Source organism: Vibrio sp. Sgm 5, assembly GCF_026241575.1.
In the GTDB taxonomy this organism is placed as follows: domain Bacteria; phylum Pseudomonadota; class Gammaproteobacteria; order Enterobacterales; family Vibrionaceae; genus Vibrio; species Vibrio jasicida.
In genome coordinates this window covers 57,106-79,157 of record NZ_JAPHPY010000021.1, presented here as the reverse complement: position 1 = coordinate 79,157, position 22,052 = coordinate 57,106, and the positions used below count along the sequence as shown (strand labels likewise).

Genomic DNA, 22,052 nt, shown 5'->3' with positions numbered 1-22,052 from the left:
AACGGCTTGTTTTCATTATTACGTTAGTGTCATCGTAAACCAGCGAAAAAGATGCCTTCGAATGCTTACTTCTGCATTTCTTTATACATCACTTCGACGAGCTCACCTTTCGGATCGCCAGACAGCTCCCAAGTAAAAATACCGCCGAGTTTTGCTTGTTTAGCCCAATCTGCTTTGGCTTTAATTGAACGCTGATCTTCAAACGAAATAAAAACTTTCTTATCTGGATTCCACAAATAAGGAGCTTGTGATTGCTCGTCATATTTGTATTCGTAACCTTGCTTAGCACTGTAGTTCTTCATCAAATCCCAGAACATGAAATAGCCATTCTCACCAGTACCAAACTGCGCACCTTGTTCTGAAACCAAATCCTGTGTCGGCAAATCACCTGAGAAGTCTTTAGTCCCTTGCCAGCCGCGTCCATAGAAAGCAGCACCAATCACCAACTTCTCACTAGGGATACCCAGTTCAATCATCTGGTTAATGAAAACATCTGCGCCCATGCCCCACCAGCTGCGTTCGGTAGCGTGCAAGTTAGTCGTATGTCCAGTTTGTTGACCCCAACCACCTAGGAAGTCGTAAGTCATTGCGAACATATTCGTTAGGTAAGGTTGTGCCGCTTTCCAATCAATGCCTGCCGCTTTTGAACCAACGCCCACTGCCGTAGAAAGCTCATATTCGCGTTTTGTTTGTTTCGCTAATGTATCTAAGTCACCACGCATGGTTTTTACAAGATAAGTGAATGCATCACGTTCTAACGCTTTCTGCTCATCGGTCAGTTTGGTATCAGGGTTCCAAGGCGATGTGGTTAAACCGCCGCCACCTGGGTATTCCCAGTCAAGATCGATCCCATCGAAGAAATCGTATTGAGCAATTAACTCGACGGCCGTTTTTGAGAACTGATCCATCGCTTGCTTGTTCTTCGCCATTGCGTGAAACGGTTCAGACATGGTCCAGCCACCAAAAGAAGGCAGAATTGTTAAATCAGGATATTGCTTCTTAAGCTCGGCGAGTTGAGCAAAATGCCCCTTGTAAGGCACTTTGACAGAAACTGGGCCAAAATCTTTCTCAAGCGCGGCTTCGGTATCAACAAGAATCGCGGTGTAAGGTTCTTTGCCTTCGCATTGTTTGGCAACGAGCTTTTGAACCGTTTCTGACGCGCCAGTATGAGGACCACACATGCTTAAAAATGCGTAAATAATATGGGTAAGGTTGTCCGCTGGGATGTCTTTCACTGTGTATGGGTTTTCAGCATTCGCGTATTGCCAATCAGCGAAGTAGCCTGCAACGACCTTTTGCTCAGCTTGAGCAACCCCAGTTAACCCCGTAAATAGTGCAGCTGCGAGAAGTGTTTTTTTCATGGTTTCCTCCAGAGTAATCAATTCCAAATTACTCCTGAGGAATATTTTTAACTTGCAAACGAAATCAGGCTGCGAGTGATCTATAAATCCTCGCAGCCTGATTACATAAGTTGCATATTATTTGTGCTAAACCTCTGATGCTTCGCTATCGTGCATTTGCTCATCTAAGTTCAAAACGGTAAGTGCGTTACTCACACTCGTCGCGATAACATCAATAACTCCAGTTCTCAGTGCTCCTAGTAGCGCAAGAGGTTTACTGTTTTCTGCAGCAATGGCGATGACTTCAGCAATGGGGCGGAATTCATCAATCCCTAAACCTATCACTCGATCGCTCATGACAGTGTTTGCCACGTTCCCATGAATATCAAAGAAATCATATCCAGCAAAGTCTCCGACAACACCTTGCATCAATCGTGATTGCACGACTTCATCTGGAGTAAACCAACCAAGGTCAACCATGTAACTGTTTTCACTCATATCACCGATGCCGACCAAAGCGACATCGGCTTTACGTGCAAGATCTAGCGTTTGTTTGACCGTCGCGTTTTGCATAAATGCAACTTTTTGCTCTCGGTTTTCTGCATAAGCTGGTGCGTACAAGGTTTCAGAAGTGCCACCGTATTTCTTCGCAAACTGTCGGCAAATATGGTCGGCGTTAAACATACCACCACGCGGGTGAATACCACCGATGCCACACACGAATTTACAATCTCGCGGGGTAATTACACCAACGTGATGTGCGACAGAAGACACGTTTCGCCCCTGCCCTACAGACACCACCATGCCATTTTTGAGCGTGCTGGTTAAATAGTTAGAAACCAAGCCCGAAACCTGCAATCGTTGTGCTTCTTCATTCGGCTGGTCGAGCGCAACCAATGCTCGCTTAACACCAAATCGTTCCATTAGACGTTGTTCAATTTTGGCGCTAAATACTGGGTGATACTTTACGGTAATTTCGACAATGCCTTCATCACGTGCCTGCTTTAGCATTCGGCCAACTTTGGCACGTGAAATCGCGAATTTTTTTGATATTTCTTCTTGCGTCGCACCATCCTGATAATAAGCAACGGAGATCTCCGTCAACAAGTCTGTGCTTTCAATAGAAATATCTTGGTTAGAACTGCTCATGGTTTTCTCGCCCTTTTAGAGGATCGACATTGTATGCGGTAGTGAGCATCTGCTCATTGACTTAGCATATGTTACCTAGCAATTTTAACGTTACATTTGCTCACTGCAATAACATTTTCTCAGTGGCGATTTATCACTTTTAGATGACTGTTCAAGCCTTGAACAATAAGGGCAAACGTTTAATTCGTTCAACGACTAAACATCCAAGAAAAAAACGTTGATGAAGCTCACTATAAGTCAGCTTCCCCGATTGACTTTCAGCATGGATAGGATAAATATGGACACATCATTTACTCAGCTACCGATCATATGTTCAGAGCAAATGTTCGGTACCGAAATTTTCCGTAGTTGGTTGAGCAGATGTCTCGTTAATTATGATGAGACGATTGGCCGACTCGCTTGCAAATGCACAAGCTGTGGTTCAGATAACCACACTTAAGCCAATTTATATAGGATGATCGATTATGAGCAACAAGTTAGAGCAACTTCGTAAACTAACGACTGTAGTAGCGGACACTGGTGAAATTGACGCAATCAAAAAGTACCAACCAGAAGATGCGACAACTAACCCATCTCTTATCCTAAAAGCGGCTCAAATCGAAGAGTACGCGCCTCTGATCGATGCTTCTATCGAGTACGCAAAAGCGCAAAGCAATGATAAAGCACAACAAGTTCAAGACACTTGTGACATGCTTGCTGTAAACATCGGTAAAGAAATTCTGACAACGATTCCAGGTCGAATCTCAACAGAAGTAGACGCTCGTCTTTCTTACGATACAGAAGGCAGCGTGGCTAAAGCTCGCCAACTTGTGAAAATGTACAACGATGCAGGCATCACTAACGATCGCATCCTAATCAAACTAGCTTCTACTTGGGAAGGTATTCGTGCTGCTGAAATCCTAGAGAAAGAAGGCATCAACTGTAACCTAACACTTCTATTCTCATTCGCACAGGCTCGCGCATGTGCTGAAGCTGGCGTATTCCTAATCTCTCCATTCGTTGGTCGTATCATGGACTGGTACAAAGCGAAAGAAGGTCGTGACTTCGAAGCATCTGAAGATCCAGGCGTAATTTCAGTAACTGACATCTACAACTACTACAAAGAGCACGGCTACAACACGGTTGTTATGGGCGCAAGTTTCCGTAACATCGGCGAGATCCTAGAACTTGCTGGTTGTGACCGTCTAACTATCGCTCCTGCTCTTCTAGCTGAACTAGAAGCGGCTGAAGGTGAAGTAGTTGAGAAGTTGGTTGACTCTAAGGGCTCGAAAGAGCGCCCAGCGCCAATGACTCATGCTGAGTTCCTATGGGAGCACAACCTAGACGCTATGGCAGTTGAGAAAGTTGCAGAAGGTATCCGCAACTTCGCCGTTGACCAAGGCAAACTAGAAGACATGATCGCAGCTAAGCTGTAATCACACAGAATTAAAAAAGGGGGAACGTTTGCGTTCCCCTTTCAATTTCCAATTCCAATATTGAAAGACTGGTAGTTATTATGGACCGTAAAAATCTAGCTAATGCTATTCGTGCACTAAGCATGGATGGTGTACAACAAGCAAACTCTGGCCACCCAGGCGCACCTATGGGTATGGCTGACATCGCTGAAGTACTTTGGCGCTCTCACCTGAACCACAACCCATCGAACCCAGAGTGGGCTGATCGTGACCGTTTCGTGCTATCTAACGGTCACGGCTCTATGCTGATCTACTCTCTACTGCACTTAGCAGGCTACGAGTTGTCTATCGATGATCTTAAGAACTTCCGTCAGCTTCACTCTAAAACTCCTGGTCACCCAGAGTACGGCTACGCACCAGGTATCGAGACAACAACTGGTCCTCTAGGTCAAGGCATCACTAACGCAGTTGGTATGGCGATGGCTGAGAAAGCGCTAGCGGCACAGTTTAATAAAGAAGGCCACGACATCGTTGATCACTTCACTTACGTGTTCATGGGCGACGGCTGTCTAATGGAAGGTATCTCGCATGAGGCATGTTCTCTTGCTGGTACGCTAGGCCTAGGTAAACTGATCGCATTCTGGGATGACAACGGCATCTCTATCGACGGTCACGTTGAAGGTTGGTTCTCTGACGACACGCCTAAGCGTTTTGAATCTTACGGCTGGCACGTTATCCCAGCAGTAGATGGTCACGATACTGAAGCAATCAATGATGCTATTGAAGCGGCAAAAGCAGATCCTCGCCCTACGCTGATCTGTACTAAAACCATCATCGGTTTTGGTTCACCAAATAAATCTGGTTCGCACGACTGTCATGGTGCACCACTAGGCGCTGAAGAAATTGCAGCGACACGTAAACAACTTGGTTGGGAGCACGGTCCTTTTGAAATTCCGTCGGAAGTCTACGCAGAGTGGGATGCGAAAGAAGCAGGCGCAGCTAAGGAAGCAGCGTGGAACGAGAAACTTTCTGCTTATGAAGCAGCATACCCCGAGTTGGCGGCTGAGTTTAAGAGACGAGTAAACGGCGACCTACCAGCGGAATGGGAAGAGAAAGCAAACGCAATCATTGCTGATCTTCAAGCTAACCCAGCGAACATCGCATCACGTAAAGCATCTCAAAACGCACTAGAAGCGTTTGGTCAAATGCTTCCAGAATTCATGGGTGGCTCAGCTGACCTAGCGCCTTCTAACCTAACCATGTGGTCAGGTTCTAAATCTCTAGAAGCAAGCAACTTCTCTGGTAACTACATTCACTACGGTGTACGTGAATTCGGTATGACAGCGATCATGAACGGTATCGCACTACACGGCGGTTTTGTTCCTTACGGCGCAACGTTCCTAATGTTTATGGAATACGCTCGTAACGCAATGCGTATGGCTGCTCTGATGAAAATTCAGAACATCCAAGTTTACACGCACGACTCTATCGGTCTTGGCGAAGATGGTCCAACTCACCAACCAGTTGAGCAAATTGCATCTCTACGCCTAACGCCAAACATGAGCACATGGCGCCCATGTGACCAAGTTGAGTCTGCGGTAGCTTGGAAACTTGCGATTGAACGTAAAGATGGTCCGTCGGCTCTTATTTTCTCTCGTCAAAACCTAGCGCAACAAGAACGTACAGCTGAGCAAGTTGCAGATATCGCGAAAGGTGGTTACATCCTGAAAGACAGCGATGGCAAACCTGAGCTGATCCTTATTGCGACAGGTTCTGAAGTTGAACTAGCAGTGAAAGCAGCTGAGCAACTAACGGCTGAAGGTAAGAAAGTACGTGTTGTATCAATGCCTGCGACAGACACCTTCGACAAGCAAGACGCGGCTTACCGTGAATCAGTATTGCCATCAGACGTAACAGCACGTATCGCTATTGAAGCGGGCATTGCTGACTTCTGGTACAAGTACGTTGGCTTCGATGGTCGTATCATCGGTATGACAAGCTTCGGTGAATCTGCACCAGCTGACCAGCTGTTCGAAATGTTTGGCTTTACTGTAGAAAACGCAGTAAACACAGCAAAAGAACTGCTAGCTTAATCGCTTAGTATTATCAGTTTTCTCTATTGCGAATGTGAAAACTGAAAAGCCCCGCTCTCTGCAGCGGGGCTTTATTTTATCTATCGATAACGAATCCTAAAGCATCTAATCCAAATTACTTCTCTTCAAACTGAATCGCAATTCGATAGAAGTCTTGTACTTGCTCTTTCAATTGTTGGCTGTTTTGCTCAACGGAGTGCGTCGCTGCTAAGTTCTGCTCTGCGGTAGAAGCAATCGAATGAATGTGCTGATTCACATCGCTAGATAACTGGAGCTGCTTATTCGCGGAATCAGCAACGTTGACCATTAATCCGCTCATACTCTGCATCATTTGCTCAACTTCAGACAGGCGTAATGCGCTCTGTTCAGCGACCTGTGAGCACGTGTCCGTTTGATCTTTATTGGCGATAATGTCTTTTTGCCAGCTTTGAATCGTTGCCAGCATCGCTTCAATGGAAGCTTGAATTTGATCCGTCGCATTGGAAGTCCGTCCGGAAAGGGCTCTCACCTCGTCAGCAACGACGGCAAATCCACGTCCTTGCTCACCCGCTCTTGCTGCTTCAATGGCTGCATTCAACGCAAGTAAGTTAGTTTGGTCAGCAATCCCGCCAATCTCTTCCATCAATTGGCTTACCTTCTGAGCTTGGTCACTCAACTGATAAGTGGTCTCCGTGGCTTTTTCTGCTTGTAAGCTCAACTGTGACAAATTGGTATGAGTTTGATCGATGGTTTCTTTCGCCATTAGACAAGACTTCAGTGTGTCATCAATCAATAGGTGCGCATCATGGGTGCTCGATGACACTGAATTGGCAGACGCTTCCATCGAATCCGCCGCATCGCGAACTTCATGAATGTCTTTATTTTGCTGTGTCAATGCTGTGAGTACTTCTGCCGTAGTATGACTCAGCTCTTCTGCGCAATTTTGTAATGGCATTGCTGAATCGGTCATTCGACCAAGTACCGTACGAATACGAGCCGACAGCATTTTGATATGAAAATCAGCGATAGAAAACGGCTTATTACCTGAATACACCAAACGACTTACACTGTCGTATTGCAACTGAAGTTTCTTAAACTGTTGTGGCGTATCAATGAGTTCTTGACGGAAGAGCAATGCCAGAACCCCTGCAGGCAGTAATGACGCCAGCCAAGCTAGGGGACCATCTAGAGCTAAAGCGAAGCTCGTCATTGGCGCAACAAGTGCACCTAAAAGAATGCCATAACGCAGTGTTTCATTGAGCTTTAACGACCAAGTTCTGCCAGACTTCTCTGCTTTCAACAGCCCCTGATACGCTTTAGCCGCAATATCTACCCATTCTCGCTTAGGTTTCACTCGAACCGATTGGTAACCTACAACTTCGTGTCCTTCATAGATTGGCGTTACATAGGCATCCACCCAATAATAACCGCCTGACTTAGTTTTGTTTTTCACAATACCTCGCCAAGCTTTTCCTTGTTTCAAACGTGTCCACATATCGCCGAATGCCGCTTTAGGCATATCACTATGGCGCACAATGTTATGGTTTTGACCGAGTAATTCTTCAGAGGTGTATTCAGCAATTCGGCAAAACGCATCGTTGCAATAAGTGATCACACCTTTTAAGTTTGTGGTAGAAACCAATTCATCGGTTTCTGAGAAGAGCGTTTCTTGAGCTTTGAGAGAAGATTGGGCTGACATAGATAGACTTCTATAATTATTATTAATTGCGACAGGTTGTATACACGAATGTTGTTTTTATTACAAAATGCTAGAGAAAAAATCTTACCGATGCGACATTTCAAGCCTAAAAAACTTACTTAGATAACAATAATTAACCAGCAAATCTAAACAATGTGAACTTCTAGACAAAAAAGACCCGGTTATAATGACCGGGTCTTATAAATTTCTATTAACGGTTACGCAGCTTGAGACTGAGTATCGTTATTCGCTTTAAGCACGAACACCACCATCACGAAAATAACGAACGGAAGTACATATAGGTTTAGATTTTGCCATCCCACCGTCGACTCCAACCAACCAGAGAGCAATGCAGTAATCGTCACGCAACTGAATACAAAGAACTCATTGAATGCCTGAGCTTTGCTTTTGTTCTTAGCCTCATAACTTTGGCTAAATAAGCTTGTTGCGGCGATAAACATAAAATTCCAGCCAACCCCAAGTAAAATCAACGCCGTGCTGAAGTGCCAGATTGAAAGGCCATGCATGTTGATCGCAATACACGCAATAAACAAAACGCCACCAGCTAATATCAACTTCTTAGCCCCAAACTTCTCAATCAAACTTCCGGTGAAGAAAGCCGGCACAAACATGCCTAATACGTGCCATTCAATAACACCTGCCGCTCTCGTGAAATCGAAACCACAACCAATCATCGCAAGTGGTGTCGCGGTCATAAGAATGTTCATTACTGCATAAGCCACCATGGCTGCCATCACGGCAATCATGAAGTTTGGCTTTCTAATGATCGCAGTAATCGAATCTGGCTTAGTATCAATTGACTGTTCGTGAGCCGGAGGGAACTGAATAGTTTGTAGCAATATTAAGGCCGTAACATAGAGCACAATCAAAACAGCAAAAGCACTGATATAGAGCCCGCCATCCGACCATTGTTGTGAATAAACCGCTAAGTTTGGTCCTAATACAGCCGCCAATACGCCACCAGCCATCGATATAGAAATTGCTCTATGCCTTGCAGATTCATCACATACTTCAATGGCAGCGAACCGATATAAAGTGCCAAAACCGATGCCAATACCCAACAAAAAGGTAGCAGTACAAAAAAGAGTGAAGCTTTGTTGTGACAATGCGTAAGTCGCCAACGAAGCACCAAGAATACCAATGACGTTACCGAGGCTAAAGCCCAGTCGTCGTCCCAGTTTCCCCATAATTAAAGAAGCGGGAATCGTTGCTGACATTAACCCTAAAAATTGCAACGCGACAGGTAGAGTAATCATGCTTGATGACGGGGCAATTTGTTTACCGATCAGGGCAATAACTGAAATCAGTAAGATGTTTCCTGTCATGAGCAAAGCTTGGCAAAGTGACAGTAACCAGACGTTTCTGTTCATCTCATTCCTTGAGTAATTCTAATCTATGCAAATACAGTAGCGGATTTGGTCCATAAATACATGAGATAGTTGCATACGGTTAAGTACAATGAACGCGCAATTATGACAACCAATAACTCCAAAGCGCTCAGAAATAAAAAAAGCCAGCGCTGTGCTGGCTTTCATTCATTTCAAGCTTATTGGCTTATTTTGCTCGACGAGCTTTAATAGAGTCTGATAGCTGGCGTAGAACCGTCTCAGTATCTTCCCAACCAATACAAGCATCGGTAATCGATTGGCCATAATTTGCGACCTTACCATCCACAAGATCCTGACGACCTTCAACAAGATGCGATTCAATCATCACACCGAAGATCGCGTCTTCACCACCAGCGATCTGTTCTGATACATCATCAGAAACCAACATCTGACGTTTGAACTGCTTAGAGCTGTTGGCGTGACTAAAATCAATCATCACTTTCTTAGGTAGACCCGCAGCATCCAGTTCATCCTTAATTTGAGCAACGTGCGCCGCGCTATAATTCGGCTCTTTACCACCACGAAGGATGATATGACAGTCTGGGTTACCTGCTGTTTCTACGATTGCAGAATGGCCGTATTTAGTAACAGATAAGAAGTGGTGAGAAGCGCTTGCTGAGCGAATCGCATCGCTCGCGATCTTAATGTTGCCATCTGTACCATTCTTAAAGCCAACAGGGCAAGACAGGCCAGAAGCAAGTTCGCGGTGAACCTGAGACTCTGTCGTTCGCGCACCAATCGCACCCCAGCTGATAAGATCCGCAACGTATTGTGGCGTGATCATATCAAGGAATTCGCTCGCGGTCGGTAAGCCCATATCGGTCAGATCAAGAAGAAGCTTACGGCCAATGCGTAATCCGTCATTTAACTTAAATGTGTCGTCTAAGTACGGGTCGTTAATAAGTCCTTTCCAACCTACCGTTGTACGTGGTTTCTCAAAGTAAACACGCATCACGATTTCTAGTTGGTCGCCGAGTTCATCACGCAACACTTTTAACTTTTTACCGTACTCTACCGCCGCTTCTGGATCATGAATTGAACAAGGGCCAACAATGACAAGTAAACGGTCGTCTTTGCCTTCCAGAATGTTGTGAATGGCATTTCGGCATTCAAAAGTAGTCGAAGAAGCAGTTTCAGTTGCCGGAAATTTTTCTAATACTGCAACGGGTGGCAATAGCTCTTTTACTTTATTAATTCTTACATCATCAGTTTGAAACATTACTTCTACTTCCTAGTTACTATCCCTGACCCACTATTTTGACCCAACTTTACTCAGTGCAACATTGTTCACAAAGCAAGCAATAACAAGGGCTGTAGGCTCATTTAATTGTGTCGATGGAAGTAACTTATCGACTTCACAGCAGACTTGCAATCACTTTTTCTAAAAAAATGCAAATTAACACCTAACGTTCATTTCAAAACACAGCGTACATTTAAGTTTACGAAAAAAGTTCAATAAAATTAGTTATTTTCTTAAAAATTTAAAAATCTTGTCTACAATGTAAGAAATATCAGAAGTTTGTGAGGGAGTTCGCGACTAAAAGTGTAGCAAGATCTAAGATATTGTTGCTTGATGTTAAATTAAATGACTATTAAACTAATTTCTTATAACTACCTAGTTTTACTCAAATTGTTAAAACAAAGTAGAAGTTAATATGCAATCAATACAAGGAAACATTATGAACAAAGTAGCAATTGCAGTAGCAGCAGTGGTAGCTGGTGGTTTAATGAGCTCTGCTCATGCTGAGATGTATATCGGGGGCAAAGTAGGCATGACTACTTTAGATGATGCTTGTTATCTAAACAGCCCTTGTGATGATGATGCTTTCGGTGCCGGAATGCACATCGGTTACGATTTCACCGATATCATTGCACTTGAGTATGGCGTTGATTACTTGGGTGACTACAAAGCTAACTTCAAGTCAGGGGCTAATGCTGTAGATACTATCGACGGCGATCTATGGGCACTAACACTTGCACCTAAATTCAACTGGCATCTAAACGACACGTGGAACCTATTCGCGAAAGTTGGTGGTGCTTACATGATTTCTGGTGACGAAAAAGACATCGTGCCTACAGGTTCACTTGGTGCGGAATACACCATTGACCGTAACTGGAGCGTTCGTGCGGAATACCAACGCTACCAAGACATCTCAGACGACGTTCTAGATGATATGGATGCTAACTTCTTCGGCATCGGTGTTAACTACAAATTCGCAGCAGCACCAGTTGTAGCGGCAGTAGTAACAGAAGAGGTGATGGAAGAAGAACCAGTAATGATGACGAAGACGCACCAAGAAGAGTACGGTACAGGTACGTTTGAATTCGACAGTGCAACACTGACTGATTCAGTGTCTGAGCGTCTAGATAACTTCGTTAATTTCTTGAACGAATACCCACAAGCTCAAGTTGAAATTACTGGTTACACAGATAGCTCTGGTCCAGCAGCTTACAACCAAAAACTGTCTGAGCGTCGTGCTCAAGCGGTTGCTGATTACCTAATCGCAGCAGGTATCGATGCAGATCGCTTCACAGTAACTGGTATGGGTGAAGAAGATCCAGTAGCGGACAACAGTACTCATGAAGGTCGCGAACAGAACCGTCGTGTTGTGGTACATGTACCTGAGTTCCAATACGAAGAACTGTCTCAACCTGAATAAGAGTTCATACTCTGATTTAGTCTAAGGGATGCTTCGGCATCCCTTTTTACTTGCTTCAATTCCTCGCTTTATGCGTCTCATGTTAACGACACTAATCAGGCACCACATAGCTCTCTAGCCTTAACCATTTTAAAACCCTCTTCTTGAACAGCTTTGTCGTCTGAACAACTCAAGACTTAAACAACCCTCAACACTCTTTATCTCTCACCTCGATTCCAAACGAACTTATACTGTCAAGATGGCCTAGAGCTCTCTTTTCGATATTCTTTTTTTAGGTTCTATTGACCTTTCGAGCTAATTTTTTGCAGAGAATGGTTTGCTGTTTATACAAGACAGAGACTTCTTATGTAGCTGCCCTACATAAGAAGTCAACAACGTAGTAGAAGTACCGCAGCACCGAAGATTGGTGCGGTCAGTCAGTCGTTAGAAGAAGAGTTTTACACAGAGAACAATGAACCTAAGTAATGGTCAGCTAATAGTGCAACGAACAGAGCAAGCAAATGGTAGATAGAGAATTTGAACGTTTCCATCGCACTATTAGGCTGTGGAGAAAACTTCAGCTTCCACGCGTGGTACACAAAGCCCGCATTGAGTAATAAAGAGGAGAATAGATAGACAAAGCCGACCATGCCGACTAGGACCGGTAATATACAAACTAACGTCAACAACACAGTATACAGAAGGATCGAAGTTTTGGTGTATTCAATACCATGAGTGACAGGCAACATCGGGATATCCACTTTTCGATAATCTTCTACCCGATGTATTGCCAATGCCCAAAAATGGGGTGGAGTCCATATAAAAATGATCATCACGAGCAGCCACGCGTTGGCATGTAATTCGCCAGTAACCGCTGTCCACCCTAACAAAGGCGGCATTGCGCCCGCAATTCCGGCAATTACAATGTTTTGTGGAGTCGCTCGTTTAAGATACATGGTGTAAACCACCGCGTAACCGAGCAAGCTTAAAAACGTCATCCAAGCTGTTAACGGATTAACCAGTGCATACAGAAGTACGAAGCCAACAACACCTAACGTAACAGCAAACAACGCGACTGATAACGGATTCGTGTCACCAGAAGGCAGAGGACGCTTATGAGTTCGAGCCATTCGCGCATCAATTCGGCGATCAATGAGGTGATTAAACGCTGCCGCGGAGCCAGCCATTAAGCCAATTCCGATAAGGCCAATCGCCGCTTGTAGCCAAGGAAAACTAGCCACCGGCGCTAAACTCATTCCGACAATGGCGGTAATCAACATAAGCGCAACGACTTTGGGCTTTGTTAGTTTTAAATAAGTTGAACCGAGCTTCTTCTTACCACTTTCTAGCGGTAACGCGATTTCTTTACTCATAGCGAACTCCTTTCGCTTGATGACTCCAACGAGCTTTACCCTGCCATAGGTAGAACTGACTAACACAGATAAGTGAAAGCATGACCGCTGCGCCTAAATTGTGCGCAACTGCCACATAGATAGGAAGTTGGAACACAACATTGCTTACGCCCAATAGGATTTGGCAAACCAAAGCTAAGCCAATCCATACACCCAAGCGCTGAGAATGGTGTGAGTCTTGTTTTAATAGTAATACGCAGTAAATCAGCACAACACATGCAGTAATGATGGCACCAATACGATGGCTGACATGAATTGTCATTCGAGCTGGGTAATCTAGAACACCAAACTCATAGTTATCAAACCCTGTTTGCCAGAAAGAAAACGCCTCTTTCCAAGATAAGTAACTGGTCCAGTTCCCCTCACAAATCGGTAAAGCGGTGCACATAAGAGCAGCGTAGTTGGATGATGTCCAACCACCAAGCAGGACCTGTGTTAACACTACGCCAAAAGCGATCAAGGAAAAGGTTCTCACGTTTTTTGAAGATGGCGAAAAGTAGAGGCTGTTCTGAGATTTAATCTGACAATAGAACACCGCTTGGAGAGCAAGCAATGTAAATCCGCCCAGTAGGTGCAGCATAACAATCACTGGCATGAGTTTTAAAGTTACGGTCCACATTCCCAATGCTGCCTGACCAATAACTAAGACGCAGAGTAGAATCGGAATCGTCGCATCAACACGTTCAGCCCTAACGGCAACAATCGCCATCATCAAAATTACGAGCCCTAAGGTGCCCGCAAAATAACGATGAATCATCTCCAGCCAAGCCTTTCCGTGCTCCACTGCACGTTCTGGAAATAACGCATTCGCTCGAGAAACTTCAGCATCGGTTTGAGGAACGAGTAGTTGACCGTAACATCCCGGCCAATCTGGGCACCCTAAACCTGCATCAGCAAGGCGTGTGTATGCGCCCAGCATAATGACAACGAGGGTAAGACAAAGACTGAACTTAACTAAACGTTCTAACGCCATATCACTCTCTCCCTAACCTACACGTGATAGCTTCAATAGTTTTCGTAGATCCGCCAAAACGTCTTTACTTAACTGAACCAAATCCTCGTTGGCTTCCGGTGTATAGGCCATCACAAGTTGCCCTAATGGATCAACGATAAGCATTTGCCCTGCTTGGACTTTTTCCGACAACGAATCATTCATTTGCATCACTATCATCGTTTCGCTCGCACTTGCTGACTGCTTTGATGTCCAGATAACTGGGACGACTCGCTCTTGGTACTTGCCCAACGCAATATGACTCTGCTGCATGAGGTGAAGTTGTTGCTGACACTGTTCTTGGCAATCAGAAGGCAACACATAAGCCAATTGCCACCCTTTTTCACTCAGAGGCGATGTCTGCCCCAATTGTTCAAATGTGGTATAGGGCTCCACCAGCTCACCTCTATTAGTCACACCCGTTTCATACCAGCCTTGACTAAGCACTACTTTGGCAATAATTGCCGGGAGAGCAAAAAGGACAATTAGCGACAACAGTACAATTCTTCCTCTCGTGACCGCTGATGTCATACCTCACCTCCTTGTGACCGTGAACTTTTGAACCATCGAATGAAGATCATTACAGTGATAAGCAGAAATACACCCGCCATAGCAAACCATTGAAAGGAGTAACCAAAATGCTTAGCACTGGTTAATGGCAAAGGATTCCATGGGAAAGAATACGGCCATCGGATTAAATTGTTTGGCTGTACGACGGTCGGCATTAATTCGACATTGAGTAACTGGCTCAGTTGATTGATGTTGAGGTTTTGGACGCGTATCGTATCGCCAACTTCTGCCATTAAGTCGGAACTCAAAGGGTTCATCGATTTACGATATAAACGCCCAGTAACCTCGTAAGGAGCTTGTAAAGTTTCCACTTTAGGTAATACAGAGCGTGACGCGCCCCCTTTAACAAACCCTAACTCTAGGAGGGTCAATGTGGTTGGGTCTTGTGTCAAGGAAACGACTTGAAACGCTAAATAACCCACTGTCCCCTCAAACGTCTGGTTATCTAAAAGGATGACCGGAAGTGCCTCCGGAGTCACATTGGCTTTCACCTTAATGCCAATCACACTCTCCTCACGCCAATCATTGTTCTCCAGTACAGTGCGTATATCTTGATAAGGTGCATTCGCTCTTGCCAAAATAGCTTGTTCTAAAAGCTGCTTTTCGTTACCGCGTTCGAGCTGCCAGAAGCCCAGTTTGACCAATAGAGAAAACACGACCACAGTTAAACAAACAGCAATCCAAACCCATTTCGATAACATCAAAAACGAAACCGGAGGTGCCATGTCCACCGTATTTCTGTTCAAATTAACGCTTGTCCTTTTGCTGCTTTTCATCATCTTTAACCTCGCAAAAGCGCTTATCGAAATGGTTCGCGAAGACCCTGAGGACTCATCGAAAAAAGGTAAACCAATGAGCCATTACCTCGGTCGTCGTGTCATGTTTTCTGCGTTAGTCGTGATACTCCTTCTAATTGCTCTAGGGGCGGGATGGATTGCCCCTAACCCTCGTCCTTACTAGCTTTACAGCACATAAACGAAAACAAACAAGCATAGCCAAACCACATCAACGAAGTGCCAATACCAACTACCCGCTTGGAATGCAAAATGGTCTTTCGGCGAGAAATGGTCTTTGGCGATGCGCAACAGCAATACAATGAGAAAAATGGTGCCGAGACAAACGTGCAATCCATGAAAGCCCGTTAGCATAAAAAAGGTATTGCCATAAACGCCCGATTGCAGTGTCAGCCCAATATCTTGATAAGCGTGGGCATACTCAACCGCTTGGTAATAAAGGAAGAAACCCGCTAAAACGATGGTGATCTCCAACCAGACAATGAGCGCCGTTCGCTTATCCTGTTCTAAGCTGATGTGTGCCATATGTAACGTAATCGAAGACAATAGCAACAAAATCGCATTGGTTAATGGAATGCCTTGCCACGGCATTGCTTGGGTCGTATCACCACCTGGCGTGGTAGTTAGCGGCCATATCGCCTCGAAAGCTGGCCACAACACTTCATGAGTCATGGCATTGTTATCTGCGCCACCTAACCAAGGCACGGAAATCATTCTTGCGTAGAACAGAGCACCAAAGAACGCACAAAAGAACATGATTTCTGAAAAGATAAACCAGCTCATCCCTTGTCGAAATGAACGAGTAATTTGCGCGCTGTACTTTCCGGTAAGGGATTCGGTGATGACGTTACTGAACCACCCGGCCAACATGTAAAGCAAAAACAGCATACCAACCGCAAGAATAATGCCGCCTAGCGTCCCAACCGCACCGTCACTTTGAGTGCCTTGAACGGTCATTCCAGCACCGACAGCGACAAGGAATAACGCAAATGCCCCTACAATAGGCCAACTGCTTTGTGCGGGAACATAATAGGTGTCAGGCTTGTTACTCATGAGTTCTCTCCTTACAGACGCGCTTTGGTTTGAGGCGTTAAGGTCTGTTTCTCACTCCCTGAGAGGCGAGCAGTCGAAGACTCGCCCGATTGAGGAGGAAATTTGTAGAGTGTGTAAGACAAGGTCAATGTATGAATTGAATCCGGCACGTCCGGCTCAATGTAGAAAATCAGAGGCATACTCGCTTGTTGCTTTCCTTCCAATGGTTGTTGATTAAAGCAAAAACACTCGATCTTATTGAAGTAAGCCGCACCAGTACCCGGCGATACGGAGGGCACAGCTTGTCCTACTAAATCTTCACCGCTTTGATTAAAAGCAAGATATTCCGTTTGAATCACTTCGCCAGGATGAACATCCATAGATACAACTTTTGGTTTGAATTCCCAAGGCATGTCTGGACTGACGTGCGCCATAAATTCCACACGAATCGTTCTGCTGATATCGGCTTGCATGCCTGTTGGTTGAATCGCTGCGACCTCACTGGTTTTACCGTTAATACCCAATGCATCGCACATAATGTCGTAGAGTGGTACGAGGGCAAAACCAAAGCCGAACATCATTGCTGTCGCTAACAGCAACTTGATAGTGAGTTTCTTATTAGATGAATCACCTTGCATCTCGCTCACCTCACTCTTTTCTTAATCGACTGTTGGCGGCGTTGTGAACGTGTGATGTGGCGCTGGACTTGGTACTGTCCACTCTAGACCTTCCGCCCTCTCCCATGGCTTGGCCGGTGCTTTTTCACCACCACAGATGCATTTAATCACTAACCACAAGAAGATCAGTTGAGAGAGGCCAAAGGCAAAGCCACCTATCGATACGATTTGGTTAATGTCCGCAAACTGGATGGCGTAATCAGGAATACGTCTTGGCATCCCCGCTAAACCCAAGAAGTGCATTGGGAAGAACAATACGTTGACCGAGATGATGGAACACCAGAAATGCCACAGACTCAGCTTGTGGTCATACATATTGCCTGTCCACTTAGGCAGCCAGTAATAAGCCGCCGCCATAATCGAGAACACCGCACCAGATACCAATACATAATGAAAATGCGCGACAACAAAGTAAGTGTCATGGTATTGGAAGTCCGCAGGGACAATTGCCAGCATCAAGCCTGAAAAGCCACCTATCGTGAATAGGACAATAAAGGCGATGGCAAATAACATCGGTGTTTCGAACGTCATGGCACCACGCCACATGGTCGCTACCCAGTTAAACACTTTCACCCCGGTTGGCACTGCTATTAACATGGTGCAGTACATGAAGAAAAGTTCGGCGAATACTGGCATCCCTGTGGTAAACATATGATGCGCCCACACTAGGAATGAAAGCAGCGCGATACTACAAGTTGCGTAAACCATCGAATGGTAACCGAACAACTTCTTGCCACTAAACGCAGGGATGATTGCCGAAACAATACCAAACGAAGGCAAGATCATGATGTACACCTCTGGGTGACCAAAGAACCAGAAGATGTGTTGGAACATCACCGGGTCACCGCCACCAGCGGCATCAAAGAAGCTGGTACCGAAGTATTTGTCGGTCAAAACCATGGTGACCGCACCGGCTAGTACGGGCATCACCGCGATCAACAAGAACGCCGTAATTAGCCAAGTCCAGACGAACATTGGCAGCTTGAACCAAGTCATGCCTGGTGCACGCATGTTTACGATAGTCACGATGACGTTGATGGCACCCATGATGGAACTGATACCCATGATATGGACTGAGAAAACAAACAACGCCGTACTGTCAGGGCCGTAGGTTGTAGAAAGTGGCGCGTAGAAAGTCCACCCAAAATCAGGACCACCACCGGGTAAGAACAAAGAGCCGATCAAAATGAGGAAAGCAAAAGGTAAGATCCAAAAACTCAAGTTGTTCATTCGCGGTAATGCCATATCCGGCGCGCCAATCATCATTGGAATCATCCAGTTGGCTAAGCCGGTAAACGCAGGCATGACTGCCCCAAATACCATCACCAAACCATGCACGGTCGTCATTTGGTTAAAGAACTGAGGATCGACCAATTGCAAACCCGGCTGGAATAACTCAGCGCGAATGATCATCGCCATCGCGCCGCCCGTGAGGAACATGGCAAAGCTAAACCACAAATACAGCGTACCGATGTCTTTATGACTGGTGGAATAAAGCCAACGTGATAGCCCTTTCGGTGCGTGATGATGATCGTGGTCGTCTTCAATCGCAATGGTGGTATTTGCAGTAGTTTGCGCTTCTGCAGGAGCAGACTTCACCGCTTTTTCAATTGGCTTACTCATATTTCCTCCTTGGCACTTTCTTGTGCCTTAAAGGCGTTAACATCGGATGCTTGAACGGCATCGCCGGTGTCATTTCCCCAAGCATTACGTTGATAGGTGATAACCGCAGCGATCTCTTGATCGCTAAGTTGGTTCGCAAAAGCTTGCATCGCTGTACCTGCGCGACCATTTACCAGTACGTCGATGTGAGCAATGACCGGACCTTTGGCGATCTCGCTGCCTTTAATCGCAGGGAACGCCCCCGGGATACCTTCACCGTTAGCTTGATGACATACGGCACAGCGCGCGGTGTAAATCGATTCACCTTGTCCCATCAAATCTTCTATTGAAAGGTCTTGCGTCAATGCCTCTTGTGCAACAGCTTTCTGCAGAGCAATTTCTTGTTTCTTGTCTGTCATCCACTGTTCGAAATCATCTTCCGCCATCGCGTGTACGACAACTGGCATAAACCCATGTGCTCGGCCACAAAGTTCTGCGCACTGACCACGATAAACACCCAGCTCATCAATCTTGGTCCACGCTTCATTGATAAAGCCTGGAATCGTATCTTTCTTAACTGCGAAATCAGGCACCCACCAAGAGTGGATTACGTCATCAGACGTCATTAAGAAACGAACTTTACGGTTGATTGGTAAAACGAGCGGGTTATCCACTTCGAGTAAGTAGTGTGCCCCTTTCGCTTCGATGCCATCTATTTCTTTCTGACTGGTAGCAAGAAGGCTGAAGAATTCGACGTCCTCGCCGAAGTAGCTGTAGTGCCATTTCCATTGTGAGCCGGTGATCTTAATCGTGAGGTCAGATTGGCTGGTGTCTTCCATGGCCACCAGCGTTTTGGTCGCCGGAATTGCCATCGCAATGAGTATGATGACGGGGATGATGGTCCAGATAATCTCCACTTTGGTGCTTTCATGGAAATTTGCCGCAACTGCTCCTTTTGACTTTCGGTGCCGGAAGATGGAGTAGAACATTACGCCAAACACAACGAAGGCGATGGCACAGCAAATGTAGAAGATCAGCATATGTAATTCATACACTTGCTCACTGATCCCCGTAACACCCCGTGTCATGTTGTAATCATTTTGCTCTGACCAACTGGACGAAGAAAATGTGATAAAAATCACATTCGCTAATAAGGCTAGAGTAGTTGCTAATCTTTTCAAAAGATCTCTCCTCTGCTCAGCCGCTGCGCTTGCGCGAGCTTCCTTGCTTCCCGATGCAAATATCGAACAAATTTACAAAAAATCATAAAAACTACGATTTCAGCACTCTTTGTTATATTTATGTTAAAAGGCTAGTTATAGTTCAATAGTTCTTCAAGAAATTAACCGTGAATAAATTTCGTGTAGAGAGAAAAATAAATTCGGTTTATCGATTGCCCTCTTTGAAATGTAATTGAGAACCATTTACATTAGTAAAAAGAAAACATTGGGACACTTTCCGAATTAAAGTGTCTAAACAAGTAGGTTCCCCCTGCTAAGGAAAGATGAATATGACAACACAAATTACTCAGTGGCTAGCACGAGACCCTGACCCTAAAACCCGCGAAGAGCTCCAGCATCTAGTCGATACAAATAATGAACAAGAACTGACAGATCGATTTGGCTCACGCTTAGCATTTGGTACGGCAGGTCTGCGCGGTAAAGTTGGTGCTGGTCCAAACCGCATGAACCGCTTAGTGATTCAAGAAACGGCAACTGGTCTCGGTCACTACCTGATTGAACAAGTAAAAGACGCCGCTTCTCGCGGAGTCGTGATTGGCTATGATGGTCGTCCAGATTCCAAGCAGTTCGCACACGATACAGCCTCCGTTCTTACTGCTTTAGGTATCAAGGTTTATCTAACCTATAAAGTAGCGGCAACGCCAATTGTTGCTTTTGGTGTGCGTGAATTGAATGCAGCAGCGGCTGTCGTCGTTACCGCAAGCCATAACCCACCTGAGTACAATGGATTTAAAGTCTACTGGGAAAATGGCGCGCAAATCATTCCACCACACGATTCTGGTATTGCAGCCAAGATTGATGATGCGACAACAAAACCGCTTCCTCTAATGTCACTCGACGACGCGAAGCAAAAAGGTCTGTTAGTTTGGCTTGAAGACGAGTACTACCAAACGTACCGCAAAACAATGAACGACAATACCTTGCTAACACCGGACAGCAACACAGATATCTCGATTGTTTACACGGCAATGCACGGTGTCGGTGCGGACATGGCAGAAACGTTGCTCGCAGATGCTGGCTTTGAAAAAGTGGCAAGTGTTCCAGAGCAGTGCGAACCGGACGGCACGTTCCCTACTGTAAACTTCCCGAACCCGGAAGAAGCGGGCGCAATGGATATGGTGATGGCACTGGGTAAATCTGTTAATGCCGACATAGCTTGCGCGAACGATCCTGACGCAGACCGCTTTGCCGTGGCAGTAAAACGCCCAGATGGCGAATACCAAATGCTAACGGGTGACCAAGTGGGTTCATTGTTTGGTGACTACTTACTGCAAGGTCAACCAAACGCGCTTGTTGGGAATACCATTGTGTCTTCTCGTCTATTGAGCAGTATTGCGAAAGCACATGGCGCAGAATACTACCAAACGTTAACTGGCTTTAAATGGCTAACCAACGTAGCAATGACACAAGAGACAGATGCAAATCCGTTCCTATTCGCTTACGAAGAAGCACTAGGCTACACGGTAGGCAACAAGGTTTGGGATAAAGATGGCTTGTCAGCACTGGTCGCTTTCTCTCAATTAACAGGTAAGTTGAAAGCACAAGGCAAAACGCTGTGGGATAAGTTAGAAGAGTTATACCGCCAACACGGTTTCTACTTCAACGCGCAACGCAGCATTGCGCTTGACCCTAAATCACCACCAATCGGTGACAAACTGCGCGCAAACCCACCGAAAGAGATCGCGGGTAAACGCATTGAAGTGACCGAAGATCTGAAGTCATCACTTCGCTTTGTGACCGATGGTCCAACAGAAGCGATTGACTTGCCTGCAAGTGACGTATTGGTTTACCACCTAGAAGACAAATCACGCGTGATTGTTCGCCCTTCTGGTACTGAACCGAAGTTAAAGTGTTACTACGAAGTGATCAGCGACTTCCCTGCAGAGATGGATTACGCGCAAGCCAACCAAGCAGCAGAAGCGAAGATGAACGCATTGATCGAAGCACATCAACAAAGCTTGTAATTCGGGTTTGAAACATTGACTCTGTGACAACAGCAAATAGCAAATAGTAAAAGAGGCGCATCGAGCG

18 protein-coding genes are annotated in these 22,052 nt (G+C 45.4%); 5 read left to right on the top strand and 13 right to left on the bottom strand.

Annotated features, from left to right (window positions below; all coding sequences use genetic code 11):
• Positions 1-65: 65 nt before the first annotated feature.
• Positions 66-1,361, bottom strand: a complete 1,296-nt coding sequence (locus OQJ86_RS13390; RefSeq protein ID WP_265988059.1) for a glycoside hydrolase family 18 protein — start codon at positions 1,359-1,361, stop codon at positions 66-68.
• Positions 1,362-1,487: 126 nt separating this feature from the next.
• A complete protein-coding gene (locus tag OQJ86_RS13385) occupies positions 1,488-2,489 on the bottom strand; it encodes a sugar-binding transcriptional regulator (protein WP_265988058.1) in 1,002 nt (333 codons plus the stop codon).
• Between the two features lie 464 nt (positions 2,490-2,953).
• Between OQJ86_RS13385 and tal the strand changes: the two genes are divergently transcribed.
• Positions 2,954-3,904 (top strand): transaldolase, encoded by a 951-nt coding sequence (gene tal, locus OQJ86_RS13380; RefSeq protein WP_038873776.1) that lies wholly within the window; start codon positions 2,954-2,956, stop codon positions 3,902-3,904.
• A gap of 80 nt (positions 3,905-3,984) precedes the next feature.
• Positions 3,985-5,976 (top strand): transketolase, encoded by a 1,992-nt coding sequence (gene tkt / locus OQJ86_RS13375; RefSeq protein ID WP_265988057.1) that lies wholly within the window; start codon positions 3,985-3,987, stop codon positions 5,974-5,976.
• A gap of 115 nt (positions 5,977-6,091) precedes the next feature.
• Here the strand turns inward: tkt and OQJ86_RS13370 are convergent, their stop codons facing one another.
• The 3 genes from OQJ86_RS13370 to aroG all read right to left on the bottom strand — a co-directional run bounded on the left by OQJ86_RS13370 (position 6,092) and on the right by aroG (position 10,282).
• A complete protein-coding gene (locus OQJ86_RS13370; protein WP_042600362.1) occupies positions 6,092-7,654 on the bottom strand; it encodes a methyl-accepting chemotaxis protein in 1,563 nt (520 codons plus the stop codon).
• A gap of 218 nt (positions 7,655-7,872) precedes the next feature.
• Positions 7,873-9,045 (bottom strand): MFS transporter, encoded by a 1,173-nt coding sequence (locus OQJ86_RS13365; protein ID WP_265988056.1) that lies wholly within the window; start codon positions 9,043-9,045, stop codon positions 7,873-7,875.
• Positions 9,046-9,229: 184 nt separating this feature from the next.
• On the bottom strand, positions 9,230-10,282 hold the full coding sequence (gene aroG, locus OQJ86_RS13360) for a 3-deoxy-7-phosphoheptulonate synthase AroG (RefSeq protein WP_038865345.1): 1,053 nt from the start codon (positions 10,280-10,282) through the stop codon (positions 9,230-9,232).
• A gap of 460 nt (positions 10,283-10,742) precedes the next feature.
• Between aroG and OQJ86_RS13355 the strand changes: the two genes are divergently transcribed.
• Positions 10,743-11,723, top strand: coding sequence for an OmpA family protein (locus OQJ86_RS13355; protein ID WP_038865343.1), 981 nt, complete (start codon positions 10,743-10,745; stop codon positions 11,721-11,723).
• A gap of 437 nt (positions 11,724-12,160) precedes the next feature.
• Here the strand turns inward: OQJ86_RS13355 and cyoE are convergent, their stop codons facing one another.
• The 4 genes from cyoE to OQJ86_RS13335 are packed head-to-tail and all read right to left on the bottom strand — an operon-like array spanning position 12,161 to position 15,400.
• The gene (gene cyoE, locus OQJ86_RS13350; RefSeq protein WP_038865341.1) at positions 12,161-13,075 is read right to left on the bottom strand and encodes a heme o synthase; all 915 of its coding nucleotides are present in this window, start codon (positions 13,073-13,075) and stop codon (positions 12,161-12,163) included.
• Entirely contained in the window at positions 13,068-14,087 is a 1,020-nt protein-coding gene (locus tag OQJ86_RS13345) for a COX15/CtaA family protein (protein ID WP_038865339.1), read from the bottom strand. The genes cyoE and OQJ86_RS13345 overlap by 8 nt, the downstream gene beginning before the upstream one ends.
• Before the next feature lie 12 nt (positions 14,088-14,099).
• On the bottom strand, positions 14,100-14,636 hold the full coding sequence (locus tag OQJ86_RS13340; RefSeq protein ID WP_038865337.1) for a hypothetical protein: 537 nt from the start codon (positions 14,634-14,636) through the stop codon (positions 14,100-14,102).
• Positions 14,633-15,400, bottom strand: coding sequence for an SURF1 family protein (locus OQJ86_RS13335; protein WP_265988069.1), 768 nt, complete (start codon positions 15,398-15,400; stop codon positions 14,633-14,635). Before OQJ86_RS13335 ends, OQJ86_RS13340 begins: the two co-directional genes overlap by 4 nt.
• On the opposite strand from OQJ86_RS13335, the gene OQJ86_RS13330 reads away from it, so the two are divergent.
• Complete coding sequence (locus OQJ86_RS13330; RefSeq protein WP_005425979.1) at positions 15,399-15,635, top strand: DUF2909 family protein; 237 nt, start codon at positions 15,399-15,401, stop codon at positions 15,633-15,635. The two genes, OQJ86_RS13335 and OQJ86_RS13330, sit on opposite strands and share 2 nt — an antisense overlap.
• 2 nt (positions 15,636-15,637) lie before the next feature.
• Here OQJ86_RS13330 and OQJ86_RS13325 read toward each other — a convergent pair whose 3' ends face one another.
• Genes OQJ86_RS13325 through coxB form a run of 4 tightly spaced genes read right to left on the bottom strand, consistent with a single transcriptional unit; the run spans position 15,638 to position 19,961 of the window.
• A complete protein-coding gene (locus OQJ86_RS13325; protein WP_265988055.1) occupies positions 15,638-16,522 on the bottom strand; it encodes a cytochrome c oxidase subunit 3 in 885 nt (294 codons plus the stop codon).
• 11 nt (positions 16,523-16,533) lie between these two features.
• Positions 16,534-17,139, bottom strand: coding sequence for a cytochrome c oxidase assembly protein (locus OQJ86_RS13320; protein ID WP_265988054.1), 606 nt, complete (start codon positions 17,137-17,139; stop codon positions 16,534-16,536).
• A gap of 21 nt (positions 17,140-17,160) precedes the next feature.
• Complete coding sequence (ctaD, locus tag OQJ86_RS13315) at positions 17,161-18,801, bottom strand: cytochrome c oxidase subunit I (RefSeq protein ID WP_265988053.1); 1,641 nt, start codon at positions 18,799-18,801, stop codon at positions 17,161-17,163.
• Entirely contained in the window at positions 18,798-19,961 is a 1,164-nt protein-coding gene (coxB, locus tag OQJ86_RS13310) for a cytochrome c oxidase subunit II (RefSeq protein WP_265988052.1), read from the bottom strand. Before coxB ends, ctaD begins: the two co-directional genes overlap by 4 nt.
• A gap of 329 nt (positions 19,962-20,290) precedes the next feature.
• Between coxB and OQJ86_RS13305 the strand changes: the two genes are divergently transcribed.
• A complete protein-coding gene (locus tag OQJ86_RS13305; protein WP_265988051.1) occupies positions 20,291-21,985 on the top strand; it encodes a phospho-sugar mutase in 1,695 nt (564 codons plus the stop codon).
• Positions 21,986-22,052 lie beyond the last annotated feature (67 nt).